This window comes from Paenibacillus pasadenensis (assembly GCF_002864175.1).
Classification (GTDB): domain Bacteria; phylum Bacillota; class Bacilli; order Paenibacillales; family Paenibacillaceae; genus Paenibacillus_O; species Paenibacillus_O pasadenensis.
Window position 1 is genome coordinate 322,364 of the sequence record NZ_NFEZ01000001.1, and the last position, 23,676, is coordinate 346,039.

A 23,676-nucleotide genomic window follows, 5' to 3' on the forward strand; every position below is an offset into this window, starting at 1 on the left:
GCAATCCGGTCGGCGACGTCCTTTTCGCCCCCTTCGCGTCAACGGCCCGAATGCGGGTATATCTTCAGTAAAACGAAGGTACGGAGGAGAACGGGATGCGGACGCAAGGGAGAAGAGGCAGCGCGAACGTGGAGGATCGCCGGGGCAGAGGCATCGGCGGCAAGACCATAGTTGGAGGCGGCATCGGCGGCATCATCCTGCTGATTCTCGTCACGCTGATGGGCGGCAATCCGGGCGACCTGCTCGGCGGCGTCATCGGCGGAGCGGGCACGGAGCAGTCGCAGCCGTACGAGGAGACGGCCGAGGAGGCGGAGCTGTCGCAGTTCGTGTCGGTCGTGCTGGCCGATACGGAGGAGATCTGGGGCGGCCTTTTCCAGCAGCAGGGACTGACGTATGAAAAGCCGACGCTCGTCCTGTACGACGATGCGGTCGAGTCGGCCTGCGGCACGCAGCAGTCGGCGGTGGGGCCGTTCTACTGTCCGGGCGACCGCAAGCTGTACATCGACCTCAGCTTTTATGACGAGCTGCGCCGGCAGTTCCAGGCTCCGGGCGACTTCGCCATGGCGTATGTGATCGCCCACGAGGTCGGGCATCATGTGCAGACGCTGCTCGGCACGTCGGACAAGATCATGCCGCTGCGCGAGAGGCTGAGCGAGGAGGAGTTCAACCGGTACCTCGTGCGCTTCGAGCTGCAGGCGGACTACTACGCCGGCGTCTGGTCGCATCATGCGCAGGGCAAGAGCCTGCTGGAGGAAGGCGACCTGGAGGAGGCGCTCACGGCCGCGAGCGCGGTCGGCGACGACCGCATCCAGGAGAAGGCGCGCGGCTACGCGGTGCCGGAGAGCTTCACGCACGGCACGTCGGAGCAGCGCAAGCGCTGGTTCTACAAGGGCTTCGAGTCCGGCGCGCTCGAAGGCGGCGACACGTTCGGCGCGAAGAGCCTGTAGGCGCGGAGCAGCAGAGCATGCAAAAAGGTCCTCGGGGCATGAGCCCTGAGGACCTTTTTTTGGCTGGCGGCAGGAGCCGGCAATCGAATATTCGCAGCTTCCTTCCTCGGCGGTCAGCAAGCGGATCTCGCGGTCCATGGCATCCTTCCTCATCCCCTGATGGTGTCGTCGTTCCGGCGCGGCTACCGCTCGCCGTCCCACTCCAGCCGGAACTGCTCCAGGTAGCCGAGCATGAAGTCATGGCGCTGCTCGGCGATGCGCTTGGCCGCCGGCGTGTTGAGGCGGTCCTTGAGCTTCAGCAGCTTCTCGTGAAAATGGTTGATTGCCGTGCTCTTGTCCTTGCGGTATTCCTCGGCCGTCAGCACGAGGCGGTCGCGCGGAGGCAGCCCGGGATCGTGGATCGGATGGCCGACATGGCCGGCATAGGCGAACGTGCGCGCGACGGCGATCGCGCCGATCGCGTCCAGCCGGTCGGCGTCCTGGACGACGCGGCCCTCGGGCGTGCGCATCGGGGGATTCGCCCCGCCATTGTAAGACATCGTGCCGATGATCTCCAGCACATGCTCCCGGTCGCCGGGGGCCAGCTCTCGCGCCTCCAGCCAGGAGGCGACCTTGGCCATGCCCGCTTCCTTGGACGGGTTCAGCTTCTCGTCGGCGACGTCGTGCAGCAGCGCGGCGAGCACGCAAAGGAAGGCGTCGGCGCCTTCCTCCGCGGCCAGACGGCGGGCCATGTCGGCGACGCGCTGCACATGCCACCAGTCGTGGCCGCTCGTATCGCCGCCAAGCTCGGCGCGGGCGTAGGCTTCGGCATCGGCGAGCAGGGCGGCTGCGGACGGGCTTGGCGGCGTCGGGGCCGCAGTCGGATCAGGATCAGGATCAGGATCAGGGGTCGGTTGCTCGTGCAGATTGGACACGGGGATCACAGCCTTTCGGGCAGGCGCTGGGCCTGGCGGGAATGGTTCATTCAGGAGGCGAAGCTCCTCCGGCAGCAAAGGATCGGGAGGCCGCGGACGAGCGGGCCTCCCTCGCGGCGGCTTCTGGCTCCAGTGCAGCAGGAGCTGGTCAGGCCGCCTTCCTAGCGGCGGCTTCTGGCTCCAGTGCAGCAGGAGCCGGTCAGGCCGCCTTCCTAGCGGCGGCTTCTGGCTCCAGTGTAGCAGGAGCCGGGCGGCCCGTCTGCCTTTTTCGGGCGGCTTTCCGTGCCAGGGCGGCCGGGTTTTGGTAGAATCAGGAGACAGAGGGCGGCCGAGGGCCGGGGAGGAGCGAGGACATGGAACAGGTGAAAGCGCTTGCCGATGCCGTTCGGACAAGCTTGGCGCAGACGATCGTAGGCAAGGGGGAGGAGGTGGAGCTGCTGCTGACGGCGCTGCTCGCCTCCGGGCATGTGCTGCTGGAGGACGTGCCGGGGACGGGCAAGACGCTGCTCGCGCAGTCGCTGGCGGCGGCGCTCGGACTGGAGTTCCGCCGGGTGCAGTTCACGCCGGACCTGCTGCCGTCGGACCTGACGGGCATCCATTACTACAACCAGAAGGAAGGCGAGTTCCGCTTCCGCCCGGGCCCGCTGTTCACGCAGATCGTCCTCGCCGACGAGATCAACCGGGCGACGCCGCGCACGCAGTCGAGCCTGCTCGAGTGCATGGAGGAGCGCCAGATCAGCATCGATGGCGAGACGATGGCGCTGCGGGAGCCTTTCCTCGTGCTCGCGACGCAGAATCCGATCGACAGCCAGGGCACGTTCCCGCTGCCGGAGGCGCAGATGGACCGGTTCATGATCCGCATGAAGCTCGGCTACCCGGATCGGGAGGAGGGCGTCGAGATTTTGCGGAGGACGGCGCTCGGGCAGCTGCAGCGGGGCGGGACTCCGGGCGAAAAAGACCCCGCGGCGGCAGGCGGCCGCGCGGACGAAGGGAACCGGTCCCGAGAGGCGCAGCTGCTGGAGGCGCAGCGCCGCTGCCGCGAGGTCGCGGTCCACGCCGACCTGCTCGCCTATCTCGTCGAGCTGGCGGAGGCGACGCGCGAGCATCCGGACGCGCTGCTCGGCGTCAGCCCGCGCGGCACCCAGGCGTGGCTGCGCGCGGCGCAGGCGTACGCGGCGATGCAGGGGCGAGCGTATGTGCTGCCCGACGACATCAAGCGGCTGGCGGTGCCGGTATGCGCCCATCGCATCGTGCCGCGCCGCCGCCAGGAGCCGCAGGCGGCGGCCGCCGGGCGCATCGTGCAGGACGCGCTGGCGCGCGTGCCCGTGCCGAGCGAGGAGGCGCTGGCCGCGCTCGCCGCGAGCGCCGCGGGCGGGGCGGGCCTGGCCGGGCCGGCAGGCGGGACAGGCGGGAATAGCCGGGCTGTCGGGGCAGCCGGATCAGCTGGCGGGGTCGGGCCGGCCGGGACAAGCGGGGCAGGCCGATTTGCCGGGACAGCGGGCGAGCCGGGCGCTTCTTCGGGCGCCGGCGCGGGAGGCCGCTGATGGGGATGCTCGCGCTGCTGGCCGCGCTGGCGGCGGCGCTCGGCCTGCAGGGGCTGCTGCTCGGGCGCTGGGCGCTGCGCGGCGTGCGGGTGGAGCGCTCGTTCAGCGCGTCGGCTTGCCATGCGGGAGATGCCATCGAGATGGTCGAGACCATCGAGAACGGCAAGCGGCTGCCGGTGCCGTGGCTGCGGCTGGAGGCGATGCTGCCGGCGGGGCTTTTGTTTCGCGGGACGGGCCAGATGTCGATCAGCTCCGGCTCGATCTACCAGAACCACGCCAGCTTGTTCACGCTGCCGCCGCGAGTGCGGATCATTCGCCGCCATGCCGCCGTCTGCGCGAGCCGGGGCGTCTGGCATATGGGCACCGCGACGATGACGGGCGGCGATCTGTTCGGCCTGTTCGCGGCGTCGATCAAGGTCGAGCTGCCGTGGCGGCTCGTCGTCTATCCGGAGCTGGCCGGCCTCGAGCGGCTGCCGGAGTCGTGGCTGCGCTGGCAAGGCGAGCTGGAGGTGCGGCGCTGGGTGGCCGAGGATCCGTTCGTGACGAGCGGGGTGCGGGACTACGCGCCGGGCGACGCGATGAACCGCATCCACTGGAAAGCCTCGGCGCGCTCCGCCGGCCTGCAGGTGCATCGCTACGGCCACACGGCGAATCCGCGGGCGATGCTGCTGCTGAACGTCGAGGAGTCGGAGACGATGTGGGGCCGGGTGAACGACGCGGAGGGGCTGGAGGAAGCGCTGCGCTGCGCCGCCGCGAGCGCGGCCGAGCTGCTGCACCGCGGCCTTGGCGCGGGCTTCGCGCATAACGCGATGCTGGCCGAGGAAGCGGCCGGCTTGCCGAACCGCGTGGAGCCCGGCTACGGCGGCCTCGCGCTGGAGCCGCTGCTGGAGGCGATGGCGGCGGTGGCGCCGCAGGCGCGGGTGCCGTTTCACGAGCTGCTGCGCCAGGAGGCGGATCGGCAGGAGCAGGGAGCCGGCGGCGAGCGGCTCGATTATCTGCTCATCACGGCGCATGAATCGGCCCGCGTGCGGGAGGCGGCGGAGCGGCTGTCCGCGCTCGGGCATGGCGTGACGATCGTGCGGCCGCCGTCCGCGGACGGGCGCAAGCGAAGGAGGGAGCCGGCATGAGCGGGCGAAAGCGGTTGGACGACGGCCCCAAAGGATGGCGGCAGGAGCCGGGAGAAGCGGATTCAGCCGCAGCGGGCGGTCCGAAGCAGAAGGACGCGGGCCGGCTGGAGGTCGGCGGCTCGGGCGGGTCGGGGCACGGGGGAGCGAGCGGTCCGGAGCAAGGCGGAGCTAGCGGTCCGGAGCATGTCGGATCGAGCAGGTCGGGGCACGGGGAATCGAGCGGTCCGGAGCATGTCGGATCGAGCGGGTCGGGGCACGGGGGAGCGAGCGGTCCGGAGCAAGGCGGAGCTAGCGGTCCGGAGCATGGCGGAGCGAGCGGGTCGGGGCACGGCGGAGCGAGCAGATCGGGACACGGGGAATCGAGCGGCCCGGAGCGGGATGAGTCGGCGCTGGCGGCGGCGCAGCTGGCCGAGGATCGGCGCGGCCTGTTGCTGTGGGGCACGTTGCCGGAAACGGCGGCGCTCTACCCGGCGGCCGTGCTGGCCGCCGAATATGCCGCCGCCTGGCGAGCCGCTAGTGTGCTGTGGGCTCGGGTGCGCTCACGCTCTCGGCCTGAGCGGCCTAGGCTAGCGAGGCCCCCGCCAGCGCGATGTGGAGCCGGTTCGCGCTGACGCTAGGGCGCTGGGGCTCGGCTTCGCATGCGGTTTGGAGCCGGCATCGCGCCCCCCTCCTGCTCAGCGCACCTATGCGGAGTGCAGCTTTGCAGCGGCCGCCCCTGTTATCTATCGTGGCGACGCGCCTGGCTCGTGGCGCTCGGGCCTAGGGTTTATTATGCCGTCGCGGATCAGCCTGCTGCCGTAAGCAACCTGCTGCTGTTCGCCTTCGCCGCCATCAGCTTGCTGCTGCTGCGCTGGAACGGCTGGCAGCTGCGCCGCGCGGCGCATGCGGAGGATAGCCGCCATGCGGTAACACCAAGCATTGCCATGCTCAATCGGCGTCTCACGCTCGGCGTCGTCGCCCTGCTCGGGCTCGGCGTCCTTTGGCTCGGCCCGCTGCAGGCGCTTCTGGACGGCTTGCGCTCGCTGCTGCGCCGCCTGCTGTCGGGCTCGACAGAGCCGCCTCCTCCCGCGACGGAGCCGCCGGCCGGCGCAACGGGGATGCCGCCGATGCCTCCATCCGAGCCGCCGCCGGCTTGGCTGGCGCTGCTCAGCGATTGGTTCGGCTACCTCACCGCTGCCGCCGCCGCCGTGCTCGCGCTGGTGCTGCTTTACCGGCTCGTGCGGCGCTGGCTGCCGGAGCGGCTGCACCGGCTGCTCGGCCAGCTGCTGCGCTGGCTGCGGCTGTCGCGCGAGCTGCGCCGTCCGGGCGTCGAGACCGGCTACGTCGACGAGGTCGTCCGCCTGGAGCGGGTCGGCGACGCCCAGCGGCGCGGCCGCCGCAGCTCCGGCGGCGGCGATCCGGCCGCCGGGCCGGGCGGCGAAGCGCGCCGCCGATACCGGGCGCTGATCGCGCGCGAGATCGGCCGCGGCTACGCGTACCGCGCCGACCGCACGCCGGCGGAGCATGCGCGCGAGCTGGAGCGGCGGCTCGGCGGCGACGCGTCCGGCGGTGGAGGAGGCGCTCGCAACGGCGTGGGATCCGCGTCCGGAGTTAGAGGAGACGCGGTCGGCAGCGCGAGATCCGCGTCCGGCGGTGGAGGAAGCGCTGGCAACGGCGGTGTGAAATCCGCGTCCGGGGTTAGAGGGGGCGCGGTCGGCAGGGTGGGATCCGAGTCCGGAGTTAGAGGAGGCGCGGGAGACGCCGAGCAGGCTGCTGCTCCAGGGCGTCCTGCTGCCGTACCGGCCGCGGCCTCTATACAGCGGGGCGCAGCTTCGCGCTTGGCCCGCTGGTTCGGCGGCCGAGGCTCCGTCGACAGCGGTGCGGCTGCGCCCGCTGCGGACTCGGGCGCCGAGCTGCGCTCCGCGAACGAGCTGGCGGAGCTGCTCCGCCAGTACGAGGCGGAGCGGTACGGGGCGCCCGCTGAGGCGAATCGGCATCGGCCAGCGGCTATGGACGGGCCTGGCTCCGTTTCAATTGGGGGAGGAGCGTCAAGTTCCGGCGCTCTGGCCAGCGGTGACGACGATTCTAGCGATCTCCGCGACTAAGCTGGCGACCGCTTGAGCCCGGCAGGCACCCCAATTTGGGCCGCCGACTAAAATCCAAGGCACAAAAGTGCCTTGGATGCACCGAAACGGGCTGCCGACTAAAATCCAGGGCACAAAAGTGCCTTGGATGCACCGAAACGGGCTGCCGACTAAAATCCAGGGCACAAAAGTGCCTTGGATCCTCCCAAACGGGCCGCCGACTAAAATCCAGGGCACAAAAGTGCCTTGGATGCACCGAAACGGGCCGCCGACAAAAATCCAGGGCACAAAAGTGCCTTGGATGCACCGAAACGGGCCGCCGAATGAAATCCAAGGCACAAAAGTGCCTTGGACCCGCCGAAACGGGCCGCCGACTAAAATCCAGGGCACAAAAGTGCCTTGGATGCACCGAAACGGGCTGCCGACAAAAATCCAGGGCACAAAAGTGCCTTGGATGCACCGAAACGGGCTGCCGACAAAAATCCAGGGCACAAAAGTGCCTTGGATGCACCGAAACGGGCTGCCGACTAAAATCCAGGGCACAAAAGTGCCTTGGATCCTCCCAAACGGGCCGCCGACTAAAATCCAGGGCACAAAAGTGCCTTGGATGCACCGAAACGGGCCGCCGACAAAAATCCAGGGCACAAAAGTGCCTTGGATGCACCGAAACGGGCCGCCGAATGAAATCCAAGGCACAAAAGTGCCTTGGACCCGCCGATGGGATCCATAAATTTGGACCGGTGGCTGCCGCTTCAGAGGCTTGGCCTGCGTGCCGCGTCCGGAGCCGTTCAATTGAAGCGCAGGCGGTCATTCCTGCCGCCCGCGCCTCTTCTTTCCTCTGCTGTTTCAAAGGGACGGGCGCGGCGGTACTCATGAAGAAAACCCTCGCGAAACGCGGGACTAGAAAGAGGCCTTCCATGAGCGCATCCCGCCCCAATGAACCGATTCCTCCATCCGACCTCGCGGACGCCGATCCATCCGATCCGCGTCGCCGCCAGCGGCCATCCGACCGCCGCCATGCAGCGAACCCGCTTCCGGCAAAAGCGGCACGCAGCGCGCCGGCCGCTGTACAGGGCGGGGATGAGCCCGCGCCCGCTCGGCCTGATTCGGGCGGAGCTTCAAGCCGTCCGCGCCGTTCTCGGCGCCCCCGCCGCCCCGGCCTGCGGCTCGTCCTGCTCCTGCTTTTCTTGCTCTTGTACGCCGGCGTCGTCCTCTATCAGGCGAACAAGCCGCTGCCGCCCGGCGTGTCGTTCGAGGGCGCGGTCCATCCTGTGCCGGCAAGCCGCATCGAGCTGCTGACCGACCTGACGTTCGAGGACGAGGACGGGGGCAAGACGACGGAGCAGGCCATTTTCTCGCGCATGCTCCGGGCGATCGGGGACGCCGAGCGGTTCGTCGTGCTTGACCTGTTTCTTTTCAACGGGTATTACAACGAGGACCAGTCGTTCCCGCCTCTGAGCCGGCCGGTCGCAGACGCCCTCATCGCCCGCAAAAAAGAGCTTCCGAATCTGAGCGTCACGGTCATCACGGATGACGTGAACACCTCCTACGGCTCGCATCCCGCTCCTGACCTGGAGCGGCTGCGGCAGGCCGGCATCGCCGTCGTCGTCACCGACGTCGATCCGCTGCGGGACTCGAATCCGCTTTATACGGCGGGCTGGCGGTTGACGGCGGGCTGGCTCGGCACCGAGGGCCGGGGCTGGCTGCCCAACAAGATGGCCAGCGGAGCCCCCGACATGACCGTCCGCTCCTACCTCAAGCTCGTCAACGCCAAAGCCAACCACCGCAAGACGCTCATCACCGAGGATACGCTCGTCGTCGCCAGCGCGAACGCGCATGACGCGAGCTTTTTCAACTCCAACAGCGGCTATGCCGTCACCGGCGTGCCGGAGCTGCTGGCCGAGGCGCTGCGAACCGAGCAAGCGGCGATCGACCTGTCCGGCTCGGACGTGCGGCTGCCGGGACCGGATCAGCTCGCTCCGACGCCAGCAACTGAAGCGCCGTCCTCCGCCGCATCCGATCCAGCCCTGGCATCCTCCGCGCCGTCCTCCGCCGCATCCGATCCAGCCTCGGCATCCTCGGGTCCGCCCTCCGCCGAGCAAGCTTCCGTGCAGCTGCTGACCGAAGGCCGCATCCGCGCGCATGTGCTGCGCGATCTGGACGCGGCGGGAGCGGAGGACCGGATCTGGCTGGGCATGTTCTACCTGGCGGACCGCGACGTCGTGCAGGCGCTGGTCCGCGCTTCCGACCGCGGCGCGCAGGTGCGGCTCATCCTCGATCCGAACGAGGTCGCTTTCGGCAACTCCAAAATCGGCGTGCCCAACCGCCCCGTCGCCGCCGAGCTGCGGGACCGGACGGAGGGCCGCATCGAGGTGCGCTGGTACAACACGGACGAGGAGCAGTACCACGCCAAGCTCATGCTTGTCTCCGGCCCGAACGGCGCGGTTATCCATAACGGCTCGGCCAACTTCACGACGCGCAACCTGGACGACCTCAACCTGGAAACGAACCTGCGGGTGCAGGCCGCTCCGGACAGCCGTCCCGCCGCCGAGCTGGAGGCGTATTTCCGCAAGCTGTGGACGAACGACGGCGCCCGCTACACGCTCGACTACAGCGAGTACGAGGAGAAGACCGTCTGGCTCAAGCGGCTGATGTACCGCGTGCAGGACCGGCTCGGGTTCACGACGTTCTAGTCGGGACAGTCGAGCGCTTGGACTCGAATAAAGCCGCGCGTTCCGCAAGGAGCGGGCGGTTTTTCTGCTTCGGCACTCGCTTCGGGAGCTGCATCCGCACCGCACTCGCTTCGGCACCTGCTCCCACACCTGCCCCCGCAGCGCGCTCGCTTCGGCACTCGCTCCAACACCTGCATCCGTCTCCGCACTTGCTTCGGCACCTGCCTCCACACCCGCATCCGTCTCGCCCCCGCTCTCGCTCTACTCCCGCCTCGGCTTGACTATTCCGGCCGAACCTTCTTCAATGAGATCAGGAATCGAACTTGGGAACGGAGGAGACAGATGGCGCTGCTGCTGGCAGGAGAGAAGGGCTTCGAGGTGGAGGCGATCCTGTTCGACAAGGACGGGACGCTGATCGAATTCAGCTACACATGGGGAGTATGGACGCGGCATATGCAGGAGGCGTTCGCGGAGCGGCTGCGGGGAAAAGGGTTCCCGGACCTGCCGCGCGAGGAGCTCGGCCGGGAATGGGGCATCTCGTTCGCGGAGAGCGGCATCGCCTCCGGCTATGACCGGAACGGTCCGCTCGCGGCCGGCACGCTGGCCGAGCTGCTCGCGCTGCTCGCGGCAAGCGGCTACCGACGCGGCCTCGGCTGGAGCGAGGCTCGCGTCTTCGCCCAGGAAAGCCTGCATCTCGCCGAGAGCCGAATGCAGCAGGAGCGGCCCGCGCTGGCGCTGCCCGGCGTGCCGGAGCTGCTCGCGTCCTGCCGCGAGCTCGGGCTGCCGGCTGCGGTCGTGACCGCAGACGAGACGACATCGGCCGTGCAGCATCTGAGCTGGCTCGGGCTGGACGGCTATTTCGCCGAGATCATCGGCACCGATCAGGTCGACCGCGGCAAGCCTTACGGCGACATGGTCGAGCTCGCCTGCCGCCGGCTCGGCGTTGATCCGGCTCGCGTCGCCGTCGTCGGCGATACGAACGGCGACATGCTCATGGCGCGCGCCGCCGGAGCGGGAGCCGCCATCGGCCTGGCCGACGCGGACAAGGCGCAAGAGCTGCCGGACGCGGATGTCGTCGTGCCGTCCTGCGCGCAGCTGGAGCTGCAGCGCTAGGGCGTGTTTGCAGCCCCGCTCAAGCGGGCAGGGAAGAAGGGCGACGGTTCTCGGACCGTCGCCCTTCGATTTGACGCGCCCCTCCGATGACTGGATCGACGCCCGCCACGGGAACGCCACATCTGCCTTCGGGACGCCACGCATGCCTGTGATATTCTGGAAGAGAACTCAAAATTGGAGGCGCTTCCGTATGACCTCATGGAGGCAAGCGGTCCTGCTCGTCAGCGGACTGGGACTATCCTATCTCGGCAACTGGATCTACTTCGTCGCCATCAACCTGACGGTGCTGGACCTGAGCGGCGGCTCGGCGGCCGCCGTGGCGGTGTTGTTCGCGCTGCGCCCTGCGGCGCTGCTGCTGACGAACTTCTGGTCGGGCAGCATCGTCGACCGCGCCGACCCGCGGCGGCTGATGATCGCCTCCGATCTAGTGCGCGGCGCGCTGATGGCGGCCATTCCTTTCGTCTCCACGCTGTGGGGCATCTACGCGCTCGTGTTCCTGATCGGGCTTGCCGGCTCGTTTTTCGGTCCCAGCCAGCAGGTGTACATCGTCAAGCTCATCCCCGGACAGGAGCGAGCGCGCTTCAACTCCATCCTCGGCATGAGCAGCTCCGGCGCGTTCCTGCTCGGACCCGCCGTCTCGGGCCTGTTCATCCCGCTATGGGGCGCAGACTTCAGCATCTTCTTCAACGCCGCGACGTTCTTCGCTTGCGCCGGCATGATCGCGCGGCTGCCGTCCGTGGGCGAAGGCGCAGCGGGCGCGCCTGCGGCTCCCAAGGAGGCCGAGGCGGATCGGGGCGAGCCGGCCGCCGGTGCAGCCGAACGCTCCCCTCATGGCTCGAATTCCGCCGACGAACCGAGCCTCCCTTCCGGCTCCGCCCTGGCTGCGCCAGGGAAAGTCCGGCTGCCGCGGCTGCGGGCATGGGCCGCCGACTGGCGGGAGGTCGGGCGCTTCGCCCGCTCGGCCAAGCCGTTCCTGCTCGTGTACGGCCTTTTCCAAGGCGCGATGCTGCTCGGAGCGGCGATCGACTCGCAGGAGGCGACGTTCATCCGCGAGCAGCTGACGCTGTCCCCGGAGGCGTACGGCCTGCTCGTCAGCATGACCGGCATCGGGTCGCTGGCCGGCGCGTCGACGGCGGCGCTGCTCGCCCGGCGCGTTCCTTTCCTCTGGTACCTCGGCGGCGGCACGTTCATGACCTGCGTCTTCTATTTGCTGTTCTATCTGTCGGATGGGTTCTGGATGCCGTCGGCGGCGTTCATCGGGCTCGGGTTCGGCATGGCGTATGCGGGAGCGGGCTATGCGACGTACTTCCAGCAGCAGGTGCCGGCGCAGCTGATGGGCCGCGTCGCCAGCGCGTCGGACATGGCGCAGGGCGGGCTGCAGATCGCGCTTACGCTGCTCGTCGGCCTGCTGGCGGACCGGCTCGGCCTGCAGCCGGTATGCGTGGCCGTTGCCGCGCTCGCGGCCGGACTGGGGCTGGCGCTCTTTCTCCGCACGTCGCTGTTCAGGCGGTCGATGGGGGCAGGCGGGCCTTCTACGCTCGGAATGTGAGGCGCATGGCAACCTTTGGCAGGCGGCGGGCGTCAGGAAGGGCAGAAGAGGCGTTCGGTCGAGCCGAAGCCGACCCGAGAAAGGGGAGCGTGTCATGCGAGAACCAGCCGTTCGGCAGCAGGAGGGAAATGTCCTCCGCGCGCCGTCGTACCCTTCCGCCGTCCCGCCTGTCCGTGCCGAAACCGCCGCAGTAAACCGCCGCCGTCCGGATCTAGAGAGGCTGGACGGCTCCAGGCTGAACCATCGCCGCCCGGTTCGGCAGGGGCCGGCAGCCCCCGGCCTGCGCCATCGCCGCTTGCTTGGTCTGCTTGCCGCGCTCGCCCTGCTGGCCAGCGTGCTGGCGGGCTGCGGCTCAAGCGACGACGCGGAGTCGCCGGCCGTCTCCACCGCTCTACCGTGGATCGGACATGCCGTGCGCGTCGAGGAGGGGCGGTTCCTGTTCACTTCCTCCGCGCCCGGTTTGCCGAGCAACGAAGCGGTCTGGGTCGCGGTCGGAGGCGAGCTGGAGCTGCCGCCGGTCGGACAGAAGGTATCCGTCGATTTTCAAGGCGGAGCGATCGCGACCAGCTATCCCGGACAGGGAACCGCCCGCGTCATCAAGCATCTGCAGGAGGAGGGAGAGCCGTTCGCAGGCGCGTCGCTGACGGCGGCCGAGGCGATTCGCCGGGCGCTGGAGCAGCTGCCGGAGCTCGCCGTTCCGGTCGTGCAGGGAGTCGTCTATGCGGCGGACGATGCGAGCTGGACGGTGCGGCTGGAGGATGACCAGGCGAAGGACGAACGAGTTCAGGAGGTCCGGATTCCGGATGCAAAGACGCCCGCCGAACAAGGAGCGTCCATGACCGGACATGTCGTCCGCATCGACAAGGGCGGGTTCCTTCTCACGGGAGAGGGCGGCCCGTCGGGCAACGCCCTGTCCGTCACGAGCCCTGTTTCCGTCGAGCTCGGTCAGCAGGTGAGGGTCCGTTTCGACGGAGGAATCAACGAGTCCTATCCCGCCCAGGCGAAGGCGGCGTCCGTCGAGCGGATCGACAGCGGCGACCCGCAGAAGCTGGCCCTGTCGCGGGAGAAGGCGATCCGCATGGCTCTCGAACAGGCGCATGCGGCCGTGCCGATCATCGTCGAAAGCTCGTACCAGGAAAACGGCGCGAGCTGGACCGTCGTCATCCAGGACGGCATGGATGCCGAGGCGGAGCCGGAAAGCATCGGCATCCGAGTCGATGCGTCGACCGCGCCGTGAACCCGGCGCTGGACACCATCGATTCGTCGATAGCGGCAGGAGCCGGCTCGTCTCGGGACGAATAACCTTTGCGATGAGCCTGGAGCTGTCTATCCGAGGAGGAGAAAGAGATGAGCCTAGAAGAGGCTGTGGGACAAAGCGGGGACGTCCGCGCCGAGCTGAAGCGCCGGCTGAACCTGAGGGAGCTGGGCGGCTTGCCGGCCGAGGGCGGCAGGCGGGTCAAGCCGGGACATCTGTACCGGTCGGGGGAGCTGACCGATCTGAGCGAAGGGGAGTTCCGCCTGCTGGAATCGCTCGGGCTGGCGTTCGTCTGCGACCTGCGCACGGCGGACAAAGGGGCCGAGGTGCCGACGCCGCGCATCGGCGAGGCGCCGTATCTGCAGCTGCCGGTGTTCGGCGGCAACTTCAGCTCCGGAGAGATTCCGAAGCTGCTCGGCCAGCTCGCGGCGGGCGGCCAGCTCGACAATCCGCTGCCCGGCATCTACCGGCAGTTCGTGACCGACGAGCATACCCGCGGCGCCTATGCCCGCCTCATGCGCGCGCTGCTGGAGGCGGAAGGCCGCCCGGTGCTGTGGCATTGCACGGTCGGCAAGGACCGCACGGGCTTCGCAGCCGCCGTCGTGCTGCTGGCGCTCGGCGCCTCGGAGGAGACGATCGCGGCCGACTACATGGCGACCGAGGGCACGCGGCCGGAAGCGACGGAGCGCATCCTCGCCCAGGTCGGCGCCGTGCTGCCGGACGAGCGGGTGCTCGGCTTTGTCCGCTCCGTGCTGGGCGTGTCGCCGGAGTACATCCATAGCGCGCTGGACGAGATGCGGCGCGTGTACGGCTCCACCGTCGGCTACCTCGAGCAGGCGCTCGGCGTGAGCGCGGAGGAACGCCGCTTGCTTCGGGAGCGGTATTTGGAGTAAGGGGGCGCGGCTTCTAGAAGGCCCGCTCGATTGCCTGCGTGGAAAGGGAGGGACAGGATGGCTTTCGCCTACGAAGGAATCGACCATGTGCAGCTGGCCGCGCCGGCGGGCTGCGAGGAGGAGGCTCGCCGCTTTTACGGCGGCCGCCTCCAGTGGGAGGAGCTGCCGAAGCCGCCCGAGCTGGCGAAGCGGGGCGGCGTCTGGTTCCGCTGCGGCCGGCATGAGGTCCATATCGGCGTGCAGGACGGCTTCGTGCCGGCTCGCAAAGCGCATCCGGCCTTTCTCGCGACGGGGCTGGAGGAGCTGCGCCGGGCGCTGGACGAGGCAGGGATCGCGACGGCCGACGACGACGCAAGGCAAGAAGAAGGCATCTTGCGCTTCTACGCGCAGGATCCGTTCGGCAACCGGCTGGAGTTCATGGAACGGGTATAGCCGCATCCGACTAAAAGAGCCGTACCGCCGTCAGCAAGCTGACGAACGGTACGGCTCTTTTGCGATTACTTCTTCTCGCCGGTCAGGATCGACTCGATGCGCTCGACGATCTCGGCGTCGAGCTTCACGCCGGAAGCCTTGGCGTTCTCGACGACCTGCTCGGGACGGCTCGCGCCGACGAGGGCGCTGGCGACGTTCGGCTGGCGCAGAATCCAGGCGAGCGCCAGCTGGCCGACCGTCAGGTCGAGCTCTGCCGCCACGTGCGCGAGCTGCTTGACCTTGCCGATCTTCTCCTCGGTGATGCCGTTTTTGACCCAGTCGAGCTTGGCCGCGCGGCTGTCCGCCGGGATGTCGGTCGCCGACGTGTACTTGCCGGTCAGCAGCCCTTGGGCCAGCGGCGAGAAGACGACTTGTCCGACGCCGCTGCGCTCGCTGTACGGGATGATCTCCGGCTCGATGTAGCGGTTGAACATGTTGTACTGCGGCTGGTTGACGACGATGCGGTCGAGCAGATAGCGGTCGGCGATCGCATGCGCTTCCGCGATCTGCGACGCCGTCCACTCGCTCACGCCGACGTACAGCACCTTGCCGGCGCGCACGAGGTCGTCCAGCGTGCGAAGCGTCTCGTAGAGCGGCGTCTCCGGATCATGCCGGTGGCAGTACATGATGTCGACGTAATCCACGTCCAGCCGCTTCAGGCTCGCGTGGAACTGGTCGGTCAGATGCTTGCGCGACAGGCCGCGGTCGTTGGGCAGGTCGCCCATCGGCCAGAACGCCTTGGTCGCCAGCACATAGGAGTGGCGCGGGAACGCTTTGATCGTCTCGCCGAGCAGCGTCTCGGCCGCTCCGCGCTCGTACACGTTCGCCGTATCGAAAAAGTTGATGCCCAGATCGTATGCCGTATGGATCGCCTTGACGGCGTTCTCGCGTTCCACGTACCCTCCGTACGTCAGCCAGCTGCCCAGGCTGATGTCGCTCACCTTGACGCCGGCGCTTCCCAGCCTGCGGTAATTCATGCTCATCGGGATATCCCTCCATTGGAATCGGATTTCGGAACAGCCTCTATTCTACGCATGTTTCTACCGGGATGGAAGTAGTGAAAAATTCGTCACTTTATTATACAAGGGTTATCTACTATACTTGAGGTTACTAGCTTACGAGAAGGAGACGTTCGACTTGGCTGCCAACAACTATGTACCGAAAAAGCCCGACGTGATCAACTGCAACATCGAAAAGACGCTGGACGTCATCGGCGGCAAATGGGCCTTTCTCGTCCTGCGGGAGCTGTTCGTCGGCACGCGCCGCTTCGGCGAGCTGCAGCGGCTCATCCCGGCCGTCAGCCCGCGCGCGCTCACGAGCACGCTACGCCATATGGAGCAGAAGGGCGTGCTTGAACGCAAGGTATACCCGACCGTGCCGGTCACGGTCGAGTATACGCTGACGCCCAAGGGCGAGGATCTGCATCAGATCATCCGGGAAATGAAGCTCTGGGCTTCCAAATGGACGTGAGGCCGGCTGCGGCGGCCGCCGCGCTTGCGGAGCCCCGCTAGACGCGCCGGCCGCTCGAGCGCAGGCCGAGCCGCTTGCGCCGCAGGAACGCGGCGCCGTATTCGCCATGCGGATGGATGCGGGCATGCTCGATCTGCACGGTGGAGTGGGAGATGCCGAAGTTCTTTTGAAGCGTGTCGTTGATGGCTAGAATGATGCAGTGGGGCTGGATGCGCTCGTCGGCGAACACATGCGCGGTCAGGGAGTAGTGCTCGGTCGACACGGCCCACAGATGCATCTCGTGCACGTCCTCGACGCCCTCGACGGCGCGGATCGCCCGGCGGATCTCCTCGAGATCGAAGCCTCCCGGCACGGACTCCATCAGCACGAGGTACGCCTCGCGCGTGATGCGCGCGCCGCCGGCGAAGATGATGCCCGCGATGACGAGGCTGACGAGCGGGTCGAACCAGACGCGCCCGGTCCAGAGGATGAGCAGCGCGGAGGCGATGACGCCGATCGAGCTGAGCAGGTCGCCGATGAAGTGCCAGAGCGCGCTGCGCACGTTCAGGTTGTCTTCCTCCTTCATGCTGCGGCTGAGCACGATCGTCAGCACGATGTTGACGACGAGCCCGATCGAGGCGATGCCGAGCATGAGGCCGAAGTCGATCGGCTCCGGCCGCAGGAAGCGGCGGACGCCCTCGATCAGGATGCCGACGGAGATCGCGGCCAGCGCCAGCCCGTTCAGGAACGAGGCGATGATCTCGAAGCGCAGATAGCCGAACGTATAGCGCGAGTCCGGCTGGCGCGACGCCATGTAGATGGCGGTCATGCTGAGGCCGAGCGCGATGACGTCGGAGATCATATGAGCGGAGTCGGAGAGCAGCGCGAGCGAGTTCGACAGCAGGCCGCCGACGATTTCCACGATCGTGAAGAAAAAGGTCAGCAGCAGCGTGATCCAGAGCGTGCGCTTGGAACGGGATTGCGTTTTGACATGCTCCAGGTGATGATAGTCTGGCATGGGGGTCGCGACCTTTCCGGATCCGGGGCGCGGAGCACGGTAGCAGCCGCTGTCCGGCGCCCTCGGATCTAAATTAGATTAATTATTATATTAACTCAATTCTTACATGGTTGCAATTATTATAAATGACAATGATTGTCAGTCTCAGAAAAGAGGAATGGAACGATGACTTCCCTGTATGGATTCACTTTGGATGGGCTGGAGGCTTGGCTCGGCGAGCGGGGACACCGCAAGTTCCACGCGATGCAGGCGTGGGAGAGCCTCTACCGCAAGCGGGTGCGCGACTTCGCGGGCATGGAGGCGGCCGGCGTCAAGCCGGAGGTCGCGCGGCTGCTGGAGGCGTCGTTTGCGATCGGCACGCTGGAGGAGCATACGCGCCAGGAGTCGGTGGACGGGACGGTGAAGTTCCTGTTCCGCCTGCAGGACGGCAACCTGATCGAGACGGTGCTGATGAAGCATAAGTTCGGCCTCAGCGTCTGCGTGACGACGCAGGTCGGTTGCAACATCGGCTGCAGCTTCTGCGCGAGCGGGCTGCTCGCCAAGAGCCGCGATCTGACGGCCGGCGAGATCGCCGAGCAGATCATGCGCGTGCAGCTGTTCCTCGACGATGCGGGGCATGGCCAGCGGGTGAGCCATATCGTCGTCATGGGCATCGGCGAGCCCTTCGACAACTACGCGCATCTGATGGACTTCCTCGCGATCGTCCAGCATCCGAAGGGCCTCGCCATCGGCCCGCGCCACATCACCGTGTCGACGAGCGGCCTGACGGCCAAAATCCGCGAGTTCGCGGACAGCGGCGTGCCGGCGAACCTCGCCGTGTCGCTTCACGCCCCCAATGACGAGCTGCGCACGCGCATCATGAAGATCAACAAGGCGTACCCGATCGCGAAGCTGCTTGACAGCATCGACTACTACCTCGAGCGCACGCGCCGCCGCATCACGCTGGAGTACATCCTGCTGGCGGACGTGAACGACCGCCGCGAGGAAGCGCAGCAGCTCGCCGAGCTCGTCCGCTCCCGCCCGCAGCTGCTCCGGCTGGCCAACGTCAACCTCATTCCGTACAATCCGGTCGACGAGCATAGCCAGTATCGGCGCAGCACGCAGGAGGCGATCGACGGCTTCTACGACGTGCTCAAGAAAAACGGCGTCAGCGTCAGCGTGCGGCTCGAGCACGGCGCCGACATCGACGCCGCCTGCGGCCAGCTGCGCAGCAAGCAGCTGCGCGGCGGCGAGGGCAAGGAGCCGGCCGCTGCCGGCGTGTAGGCGCATCACGGCCTCCAGGGCTGCCCCGAACGTCCTTTGCGGACGGGACGGGGCAGCCCTTCTTTGGCTATATCCGTTTCCTCCCTTTACCGGGCCTGCGGCAGGCTTCCATAATGGAGTCATCAAGGACGCCGACAGGCGGACAGGGACAGGGACAGGGACAGGGAGGAACGCCATTGATCGGGACGAAGATTCGGGCGCCAAGGCTGCCGGACGATTACGACGGCATGGCCGCGCTGTGGAACGAGTGGCTGGCGGAGCCGACGACGGCGGAGGGGCTGGCCGAGGAAGACCGCAAGATGTACGAACAGGGACAGCTGCATCGAAACGAGGAAGGCAAGCTCGCGGGCTACGATCGGCTGCGCCAGGTGGCCGAGGCGGAGGACGGACGGCTCGTCGGCTACTCGACGATCTGGCGCGCGCCCTGGACGCCGCCGGGCATGGTGAACCACTTCGTGCTCGTCGCCGCCGACGCGCATGGACAGGGCATCGGCGCGGAGCTGACCCGGAGCTCCCGCGAGTGGGCGCGAGAAGCCGGCGCGGACACGCTGCTCAGCGAATGCTGGGACGATGACGAGCGGGCGATTGCCTTCGCGCGCCGCGGAGGGTTCGAGACGGAGCGGCGCTCGTGGCAGTCGGTGCTCGATCTGACGGACGGCCAGGACCCTTCGCAGCCGGAGGACAGGATGATCATCGAGCGGCTGGAGGAGGAGGGCATCGCTTTTGCCTCGCTGGCGGACCTGCCTCCGGGAGAGGAGACGCTGCGGCGGCTGCATGAGCTGTGCACGTCGACCTATACGGACATCCCCGGCTTCCTCGGCGAGACGATGCCCTACGGGGAATGGCTCAAGTGGGGCCTGCAGGTGGAGGGCTACGCGCCGGCGCGGGTGCTCGTGGCGATGGACGGAGAGCGTCTCGTCGGCATCTGCAACGTCATCTACAACGAGGATTCCGGCGGCATGTACCACGAGTATACCGGCGTCGCGCGGGAATATCGCGGCCGCGGCATCGCCCGCGCGCTCAAGCTGCTGTCGATCCGCCTCGCGCTGCGCGCCGGGGCCCGCTATTTGCGGACGGACAACGACTCGCTCAACGTCCCGATGCTGGCGATCAACCGCCGCCTCGGCTACCGGCCGCTGCGAGGCCGCCATCGCCTGATCGCGACGCTGGAGCAAGGAGCTTCGACCCGGGAGGGCTCCGGCGCCGGCCGGACCGGAGCGCCGACGGCTTGAGGAAATTCGCCCGTCCTCTGCCGCGTCGGGGCCGCCGCTCAGCATGGTCCGGCTCGATTGTGATACACTAGAGGGCATATGCGACCCGATAGGAGAGAACGATCATGGCGAATGAAGAAATAATCCTGACGGCCGAGGGACTGGCCAAGCTGGAGGCGGAGCTGGAAGACCTGAAGGGTCCGAAGCGCCGCGAGCTGGCGCAGCGGATCAAGACGGCGATCAGCTACGGCGACCTCAAGGAGAACAGCGAGTACCACTCCGCCAAGGAAGACCAGGCATTCATGGAGACGCGCATTCTGCAGATCCAGGCGATGCTCAAGAAGGCGCGTGTCGCCGACAGCTCCGATACGTCCAAGGTGACCGTCGGCTCCCTCGTCTCGCTGCTCGATCAGGAGTTCGACGAGAAGCTGCAGTACCGCATCGTGGCGCCGGCCGAGGCCGACGTCATCGACGGCAAGATCTCGTACGAGAGCCCGCTCGGCAAGACGCTGATCGGCAAGCGGGTCGGCGATACCGTCGAGGTCGACGCGCCGATGGGCAAGATCCAATACAAGGTGCTGGAGATCAAGAGCGCCTGATTTCGCAAAAAAAGCGCATCGTTCCCGGAAGGGGACGATGCGCTTTTTTCGATATTAAAGAAAGGATATCTTTTCAGGCAATGGAGTGAGATTTTTCGATGAGAACCATCATTGGGAGCGATTCGTAGAGAAGAATCGAGACCGCATGCGGCCGTAATGAATTAGGTGTACGAGCGTTCGTCGACATGAGCGCGTGCTAACGTCATTTTTGCCTTTAGAGAGCGCGGTTCGTCGGCATCAGCGCGTGCTAACGTCATTTTTGCCTTTAGGGAGCGCGGTTCGACGGCATGAGCGCGTGCTAACGTCATTTTTGCCTTTAGGGAGCGCGGTTCGACGGCATCAGCGCGTCCTAACGCCGTTGGAACCTTCGCTCTCTGCAGAAGCCAGAAGCGAGACGGAGTTCGTGGAAGATAACAAGTTAAAAAGGTTCAACTTGAAAAAGTAATCATCATAATGCCCATCGTTAGGATATAACAAACAATATATATTGATTGGCTTACTCAAATTGTCAAGAACCCCACGCTTTTCTTAAAAGCGTCGGATTTCTTTTTGTTGTTTGCTCCTTTTCAGGCCGAGTGAAATAGCATTCTACGCCGGTAGCCAACAGGGGCGTTTTGGATGCATTTCCTCTCTTGCTCCTATCGCCGCCTGCTTAGACGGCAGGAGCTCTCGCCCGCCTATTGCAGCTTCGAATCGACGGCGCGGGTGCCGTGGCCCTGGCGGGACACTTCGTCGAACAGCTCGGCCGGTCCGGCCGCCGCAGGCAGATGCTTCAGCAGCAGGTCCTCCAGGTCGCCGACGGTCGCCGGGCGCGCCCGGCGCGTCAGCTGGTAGCCGAGCAGGCCGTTCGGCTCCAGCGTCGCCCGCTCGATCTCGCTCAGGCTGGAGATGCCGAGGTTGCGCAGCTGCATCTCGATCTGATCGACGGAGTGGCGCAGCTTGCGCAGGTTCGCCTCGTGGATCTGGCCGTTCTCGATGATGATCTTGGAGCCGCCCCGGACGAGCCGCTCGAACCGGTTCGACTTGAGCTCCAGCCAGTCGACGGCCAGCAGCGTAAGGATGAACATCACGGCGGAGCCGATGGCGATCCAGAGGTGGTGGTTGGCGATCGGCTGCACAATCGTCGTGCCGATCGAGATCATGATGACGGCTGGCGCGATGCTCATCTGCGACAGCGGCTTGCGGCCGGCGGCACGCAGCAGGACGATGCCTACGAGCACGAGAAAAGCGGATTTCCAAACCCAGTCGAACGACATGCAAAGCCTCCTTTATGGCAAAACGAGGATATCCATAGGGTAGGCAGCGCAGCCGGGGATTATGTGGCCGAAGGAAAAAGCTCGCCAAAAAGCCCCGGCATTCGATGCCGGGGCTTGGGATCGGGCTGCTCACGCTTACTCAAAGAAGGTCTTCAGCCGGTCCGCGATCGCGTCCGCGTCCGCCGGCGACAGCTCGACATACGTCGGGCGCTCGAACAGCTCCGCGATCTGCGGCGGGTACGTCTGCTCGATGCCGACCAGCCGGATCGACTCGTCGAACTTGGCCGGATGCGCCGTCGCCAGCGCGACGACCGGGCTCGCCGGAGCGATGCGGTCGGCGGCTGCGACGCCGCAGGCCGTATGCGGATCGAGCAGATAGCCGGTGTCGCGATGGTAGCGGGCGATCGTGTCGAGGCATTCCTCGTTGCCGACCGCATGGGCGGAGAAATCCGCCTGCACGGCGGCGAGCTTGTCGGCCGGAATCGAAAGGGAGCCTTGCTGCTTGAACTGCTCCATCAGCCCGGCGACGCTCGCGGCGTCCTCGCCATAGAGATAGAACAGGTAGCGCTCGAAGTTGCTCGCGACCTGGATGTCCATCGACGGGCTGTGCGTGCCGCGGAACTCGCCCGGCTGATACACGCCCTCGGCGACGAAGCGGGCGAGGATGTTGTTCTCGTTGGTCGCGAGGATGAGGCGGTCGACCGGCAGGCCCATGCGCTTGGCGAGGTAGCCGGCGAAGATGTCGCCGAAGTTGCCCGTCGGCACGCTGAAGCTGACCGGGCCGGCATGTCCGCGCTTCGCCAGCTGCAGGTAGGCGTAGAAGTAGTAGACCGTCTGCGCGAGGATGCGGGCGATGTTGATGGAGTTGATCGCGCGCAGGTGGTAGCGGTGCTTGAAGTCCACGTCGGCGAACAGCTCCTTGATGATGCGCTGGCCGTCGTCGAACGTGCCGTCGATCGCCAGGTTGAGCACGTTGGCGTCGTCGATCGTCGTCATCTGCAGCTCCTGCACCCGGCTGACCTTGCCGTGCGGATGGAGGATGCAGATGGAGATGCCTTCCTTGCCGCGCACGCCCTCGATCGCCGAGGCGCCGGTGTCGCCGGACGTCGCGCCGAGGATATGGATCGTCGAGCCGGTCTTGGCCGCGACGTAGCGGTACAGGTTGCCGAGGAACTGCAGCGCCACGTCCTTGAACGCGAACGTCGGGCCGTGGAACAGCTCCAGCACGTCCAGGCCGTCCCGCAGCCCGCGCACCGGCGTCACGTCCTCGTCGCGGAACGTGGCGTAGCTGTCGTCCACGAGCTGCTTGAGCTCCGCGCGCGGAATTTCGTCCCCGATGAACAGGGAGAAGATCTCAAGGGCGAGCTCTTGGTAGCGAAGCTCCTGCCACTGCTTGAGCGCAGCCTCGGACAGCTGCGGCAGGCGGGCCGGCACCAGCAGGCCGCCGTCGTCGGCCAGTCCCATCAGGATGGCGTCGACGAAGCCGACCCCGGACACTTTCCCTCTCGTGCTGATGTACTCCATATCGATCCCCTACTCTGAGTGAATTTTTCGTTATTGTATCAGAAAAGCCCCCTCTTACCCACCCCTCGCGGGTAAAATAAAGGCAGATTCATGGCAGATCGGAGAAGGAGAGGACGCGCATGGAATGGATGCCGGTCGATCAGGACTTTTTCCGCCGGCCGACGCTTGCGCTGGCGCGGGCGCTCATCGGCATGGCGCTCGTCAAGGAGACGCCGGAGGGGAGGGCGGCCGGCTGGATCGTCGAGACGGAAGCCTATTGCGGCCCGGACGACCGGGCGGCGCACAGCTACGGCGGCCGCCGTACGAAGCGCACGGAGGTCATGTTCGGCGAGCCGGGACATGCTTATGCGCATGTGATGCACACGCATTGCCTGCTCAACATCGTCAGCGAGCAGGCGGGATGTCCGCAAGGCGTGCTCATCCGGGCGCTGGAGCCGTGCGAGGGGCTGGAGCTGATGGCGCGCAGGCGCGGCCTCGGCCTCCGGCCGCATGAGCTGGCCAGCGGACCGGGCAAGCTGTCGCGGGCGCTCGGCATTACGATGGCCGATTACGGCCATGCGATGTGGGTGCGGCCGCTGTTCGTCGCGGCCGGGCGCGAGCCGGGAGAGATCGTGGCCGGCCCGCGGGTCGGCATCGGCAATAGCGGCGAGGCGCGGGACTATCCGTGGCGCTTCCGCGAGGCGGGTAACCGGAATGTGTCGCGGCCGCGATAGCGCGTTTGGCAAAACTAGAAATTGCATTTTTTTGGAATGAATGCTGTAGTAGAGTAGAGAAAGCATTCATTATGATCCATGGGGGAATCTGATTG

At 66.8% G+C, this 23,676-nt stretch carries 21 protein-coding genes; 16 read left to right on the top strand and 5 right to left on the bottom strand.

Features of this window, described 5'->3' with window-relative positions; translation table 11 throughout:
* The first annotated feature begins 95 nt into the window (after positions 1-95).
* Positions 96-947 carry a KPN_02809 family neutral zinc metallopeptidase gene (ypfJ, locus tag B8V81_RS01495; protein ID WP_101807532.1) on the top strand — a complete coding sequence of 284 codons (852 nt, stop codon included), beginning with the start codon at positions 96-98 and terminating at the stop codon, positions 945-947.
* 182 nt (positions 948-1,129) lie between these two features.
* On the opposite strand, the gene B8V81_RS01500 is transcribed toward ypfJ, so the two are convergent.
* Positions 1,130-1,861 carry an HD domain-containing protein gene (locus tag B8V81_RS01500; protein WP_342352559.1) on the bottom strand — a complete coding sequence of 244 codons (732 nt, stop codon included), beginning with the start codon at positions 1,859-1,861 and terminating at the stop codon, positions 1,130-1,132.
* A 353-nt stretch (positions 1,862-2,214) separates the two neighbouring features.
* Here B8V81_RS01500 and B8V81_RS01505 point away from each other — a divergent pair, with 353 nt between their 5' ends.
* The 10 genes from B8V81_RS01505 (at position 2,215) to B8V81_RS01550 (ending at position 14,509) form a co-directional block, all read left to right on the top strand.
* Positions 2,215-3,405 carry an AAA family ATPase gene (locus B8V81_RS01505; protein WP_146000434.1) on the top strand — a complete coding sequence of 397 codons (1,191 nt, stop codon included), beginning with the start codon at positions 2,215-2,217 and terminating at the stop codon, positions 3,403-3,405.
* Positions 3,405-4,532 (top strand): DUF58 domain-containing protein, encoded by a 1,128-nt coding sequence (locus B8V81_RS01510; protein ID WP_101807533.1) that lies wholly within the window; start codon positions 3,405-3,407, stop codon positions 4,530-4,532. Before B8V81_RS01505 ends, B8V81_RS01510 begins: the two co-directional genes overlap by 1 nt.
* Positions 4,529-5,143 (top strand): hypothetical protein, encoded by a 615-nt coding sequence (locus B8V81_RS01515; RefSeq protein ID WP_101807534.1) that lies wholly within the window; start codon positions 4,529-4,531, stop codon positions 5,141-5,143. Before B8V81_RS01510 ends, B8V81_RS01515 begins: the two co-directional genes overlap by 4 nt.
* 135 nt (positions 5,144-5,278) lie before the next feature.
* Positions 5,279-6,616 carry a hypothetical protein gene (locus tag B8V81_RS01520; protein ID WP_101807535.1) on the top strand — a complete coding sequence of 446 codons (1,338 nt, stop codon included), beginning with the start codon at positions 5,279-5,281 and terminating at the stop codon, positions 6,614-6,616.
* 896 nt (positions 6,617-7,512) lie between these two features.
* Entirely contained in the window at positions 7,513-9,288 is a 1,776-nt protein-coding gene (locus B8V81_RS25070; RefSeq protein WP_228551765.1) for a phospholipase D-like domain-containing protein, read from the top strand.
* 321 nt (positions 9,289-9,609) lie between these two features.
* Entirely contained in the window at positions 9,610-10,380 is a 771-nt protein-coding gene (locus B8V81_RS01530; protein WP_101807536.1) for an HAD family hydrolase, read from the top strand.
* Between the two features lie 190 nt (positions 10,381-10,570).
* The gene (locus tag B8V81_RS01535) at positions 10,571-11,929 is read left to right on the top strand and encodes an MFS transporter (RefSeq protein ID WP_180968351.1); all 1,359 of its coding nucleotides are present in this window, start codon (positions 10,571-10,573) and stop codon (positions 11,927-11,929) included.
* A 94-nt stretch (positions 11,930-12,023) separates the two neighbouring features.
* Positions 12,024-13,166 (top strand): DUF3221 domain-containing protein, encoded by a 1,143-nt coding sequence (locus B8V81_RS01540; protein ID WP_146000435.1) that lies wholly within the window; start codon positions 12,024-12,026, stop codon positions 13,164-13,166.
* A gap of 110 nt (positions 13,167-13,276) precedes the next feature.
* Positions 13,277-14,077 carry a tyrosine-protein phosphatase gene (locus B8V81_RS01545; protein WP_101807539.1) on the top strand — a complete coding sequence of 267 codons (801 nt, stop codon included), beginning with the start codon at positions 13,277-13,279 and terminating at the stop codon, positions 14,075-14,077.
* Positions 14,078-14,134: 57 nt separating this feature from the next.
* Entirely contained in the window at positions 14,135-14,509 is a 375-nt protein-coding gene (locus B8V81_RS01550) for a VOC family protein (protein ID WP_101807540.1), read from the top strand.
* Positions 14,510-14,574: 65 nt separating this feature from the next.
* Here B8V81_RS01550 and B8V81_RS01555 read toward each other — a convergent pair whose 3' ends face one another.
* A complete protein-coding gene (locus B8V81_RS01555) occupies positions 14,575-15,525 on the bottom strand; it encodes an aldo/keto reductase family protein (protein ID WP_101807541.1) in 951 nt (316 codons plus the stop codon).
* 160 nt (positions 15,526-15,685) lie between these two features.
* Here B8V81_RS01555 and B8V81_RS01560 point away from each other — a divergent pair, with 160 nt between their 5' ends.
* Positions 15,686-16,018 (top strand): winged helix-turn-helix transcriptional regulator, encoded by a 333-nt coding sequence (locus tag B8V81_RS01560; RefSeq protein ID WP_244912694.1) that lies wholly within the window; start codon positions 15,686-15,688, stop codon positions 16,016-16,018.
* Positions 16,019-16,055: 37 nt separating this feature from the next.
* Here B8V81_RS01560 and B8V81_RS01565 read toward each other — a convergent pair whose 3' ends face one another.
* On the bottom strand, positions 16,056-17,015 hold the full coding sequence (locus B8V81_RS01565; RefSeq protein WP_101807543.1) for a cation diffusion facilitator family transporter: 960 nt from the start codon (positions 17,013-17,015) through the stop codon (positions 16,056-16,058).
* A gap of 165 nt (positions 17,016-17,180) precedes the next feature.
* Between B8V81_RS01565 and rlmN the strand changes: the two genes are divergently transcribed.
* The 3 genes from rlmN to greA all read left to right on the top strand — a co-directional run bounded on the left by rlmN (position 17,181) and on the right by greA (position 20,088).
* Complete coding sequence (gene rlmN, locus B8V81_RS01570) at positions 17,181-18,278, top strand: dual-specificity RNA methyltransferase RlmN (RefSeq protein WP_101807544.1); 1,098 nt, start codon at positions 17,181-17,183, stop codon at positions 18,276-18,278.
* A 176-nt stretch (positions 18,279-18,454) separates the two neighbouring features.
* Positions 18,455-19,510: a GNAT family N-acetyltransferase gene (locus tag B8V81_RS01575; protein ID WP_052333527.1), complete on the top strand. Its 1,056-nt coding sequence runs from the start codon at positions 18,455-18,457 to the stop codon at positions 19,508-19,510.
* A 104-nt stretch (positions 19,511-19,614) separates the two neighbouring features.
* A complete protein-coding gene (gene greA, locus B8V81_RS01580; protein ID WP_028600214.1) occupies positions 19,615-20,088 on the top strand; it encodes a transcription elongation factor GreA in 474 nt (157 codons plus the stop codon).
* A gap of 677 nt (positions 20,089-20,765) precedes the next feature.
* Here greA and B8V81_RS01585 read toward each other — a convergent pair.
* The gene (locus B8V81_RS01585) at positions 20,766-21,344 is read right to left on the bottom strand and encodes a DUF421 domain-containing protein (protein ID WP_028600215.1); all 579 of its coding nucleotides are present in this window, start codon (positions 21,342-21,344) and stop codon (positions 20,766-20,768) included.
* A gap of 135 nt (positions 21,345-21,479) precedes the next feature.
* A complete protein-coding gene (thrC, locus tag B8V81_RS01590; RefSeq protein ID WP_028600216.1) occupies positions 21,480-22,868 on the bottom strand; it encodes a threonine synthase in 1,389 nt (462 codons plus the stop codon).
* Positions 22,869-22,987: 119 nt separating this feature from the next.
* Here thrC and B8V81_RS01595 point away from each other — a divergent pair, with 119 nt between their 5' ends.
* Positions 22,988-23,581 (top strand): DNA-3-methyladenine glycosylase, encoded by a 594-nt coding sequence (locus B8V81_RS01595; RefSeq protein WP_028600217.1) that lies wholly within the window; start codon positions 22,988-22,990, stop codon positions 23,579-23,581.
* The last annotated feature ends 95 nt before the right edge of the window (positions 23,582-23,676 follow it).

Excerpts from the sequence above, each read along its gene's own strand:
- ypfJ (WP_101807532.1), top strand. The coding sequence starts at position 96 with ATGCGGACGCAAGGGAGAAGAGGCAGCGCGAACGTGGAGGATCGCCGG.
- B8V81_RS01505 (WP_146000434.1), top strand. The coding sequence starts at position 2,215 with ATGGAACAGGTGAAAGCGCTTGCCGATGCCGTTCGGACAAGCTTGGCG.
- B8V81_RS01510 (WP_101807533.1), top strand. The coding sequence starts at position 3,405 with ATGGGGATGCTCGCGCTGCTGGCCGCGCTGGCGGCGGCGCTCGGCCTG.
- B8V81_RS01515 (WP_101807534.1), top strand. The coding sequence starts at position 4,529 with ATGAGCGGGCGAAAGCGGTTGGACGACGGCCCCAAAGGATGGCGGCAG.
- B8V81_RS25070 (WP_228551765.1), top strand. The coding sequence starts at position 7,513 with ATGAGCGCATCCCGCCCCAATGAACCGATTCCTCCATCCGACCTCGCG.
- B8V81_RS01530 (WP_101807536.1), top strand. The coding sequence starts at position 9,610 with ATGGCGCTGCTGCTGGCAGGAGAGAAGGGCTTCGAGGTGGAGGCGATC.
- B8V81_RS01535 (WP_180968351.1), top strand. The coding sequence starts at position 10,571 with ATGACCTCATGGAGGCAAGCGGTCCTGCTCGTCAGCGGACTGGGACTA.
- B8V81_RS01540 (WP_146000435.1), top strand. The coding sequence starts at position 12,024 with ATGCGAGAACCAGCCGTTCGGCAGCAGGAGGGAAATGTCCTCCGCGCG.
- B8V81_RS01545 (WP_101807539.1), top strand. The coding sequence starts at position 13,277 with ATGAGCCTAGAAGAGGCTGTGGGACAAAGCGGGGACGTCCGCGCCGAG.
- B8V81_RS01550 (WP_101807540.1), top strand. The coding sequence starts at position 14,135 with ATGGCTTTCGCCTACGAAGGAATCGACCATGTGCAGCTGGCCGCGCCG.
- B8V81_RS01555 (WP_101807541.1), bottom strand. The coding sequence starts at position 15,525 with ATGAATTACCGCAGGCTGGGAAGCGCCGGCGTCAAGGTGAGCGACATC.
- B8V81_RS01565 (WP_101807543.1), bottom strand. The coding sequence starts at position 17,015 with ATGCCAGACTATCATCACCTGGAGCATGTCAAAACGCAATCCCGTTCC.
- rlmN (WP_101807544.1), top strand. The coding sequence starts at position 17,181 with ATGACTTCCCTGTATGGATTCACTTTGGATGGGCTGGAGGCTTGGCTC.
- greA (WP_028600214.1), top strand. The coding sequence starts at position 19,615 with ATGGCGAATGAAGAAATAATCCTGACGGCCGAGGGACTGGCCAAGCTG.
- B8V81_RS01585 (WP_028600215.1), bottom strand. The coding sequence starts at position 21,344 with ATGTCGTTCGACTGGGTTTGGAAATCCGCTTTTCTCGTGCTCGTAGGC.
- thrC (WP_028600216.1), bottom strand. The coding sequence starts at position 22,868 with ATGGAGTACATCAGCACGAGAGGGAAAGTGTCCGGGGTCGGCTTCGTC.
- B8V81_RS01595 (WP_028600217.1), top strand. The coding sequence starts at position 22,988 with ATGGAATGGATGCCGGTCGATCAGGACTTTTTCCGCCGGCCGACGCTT.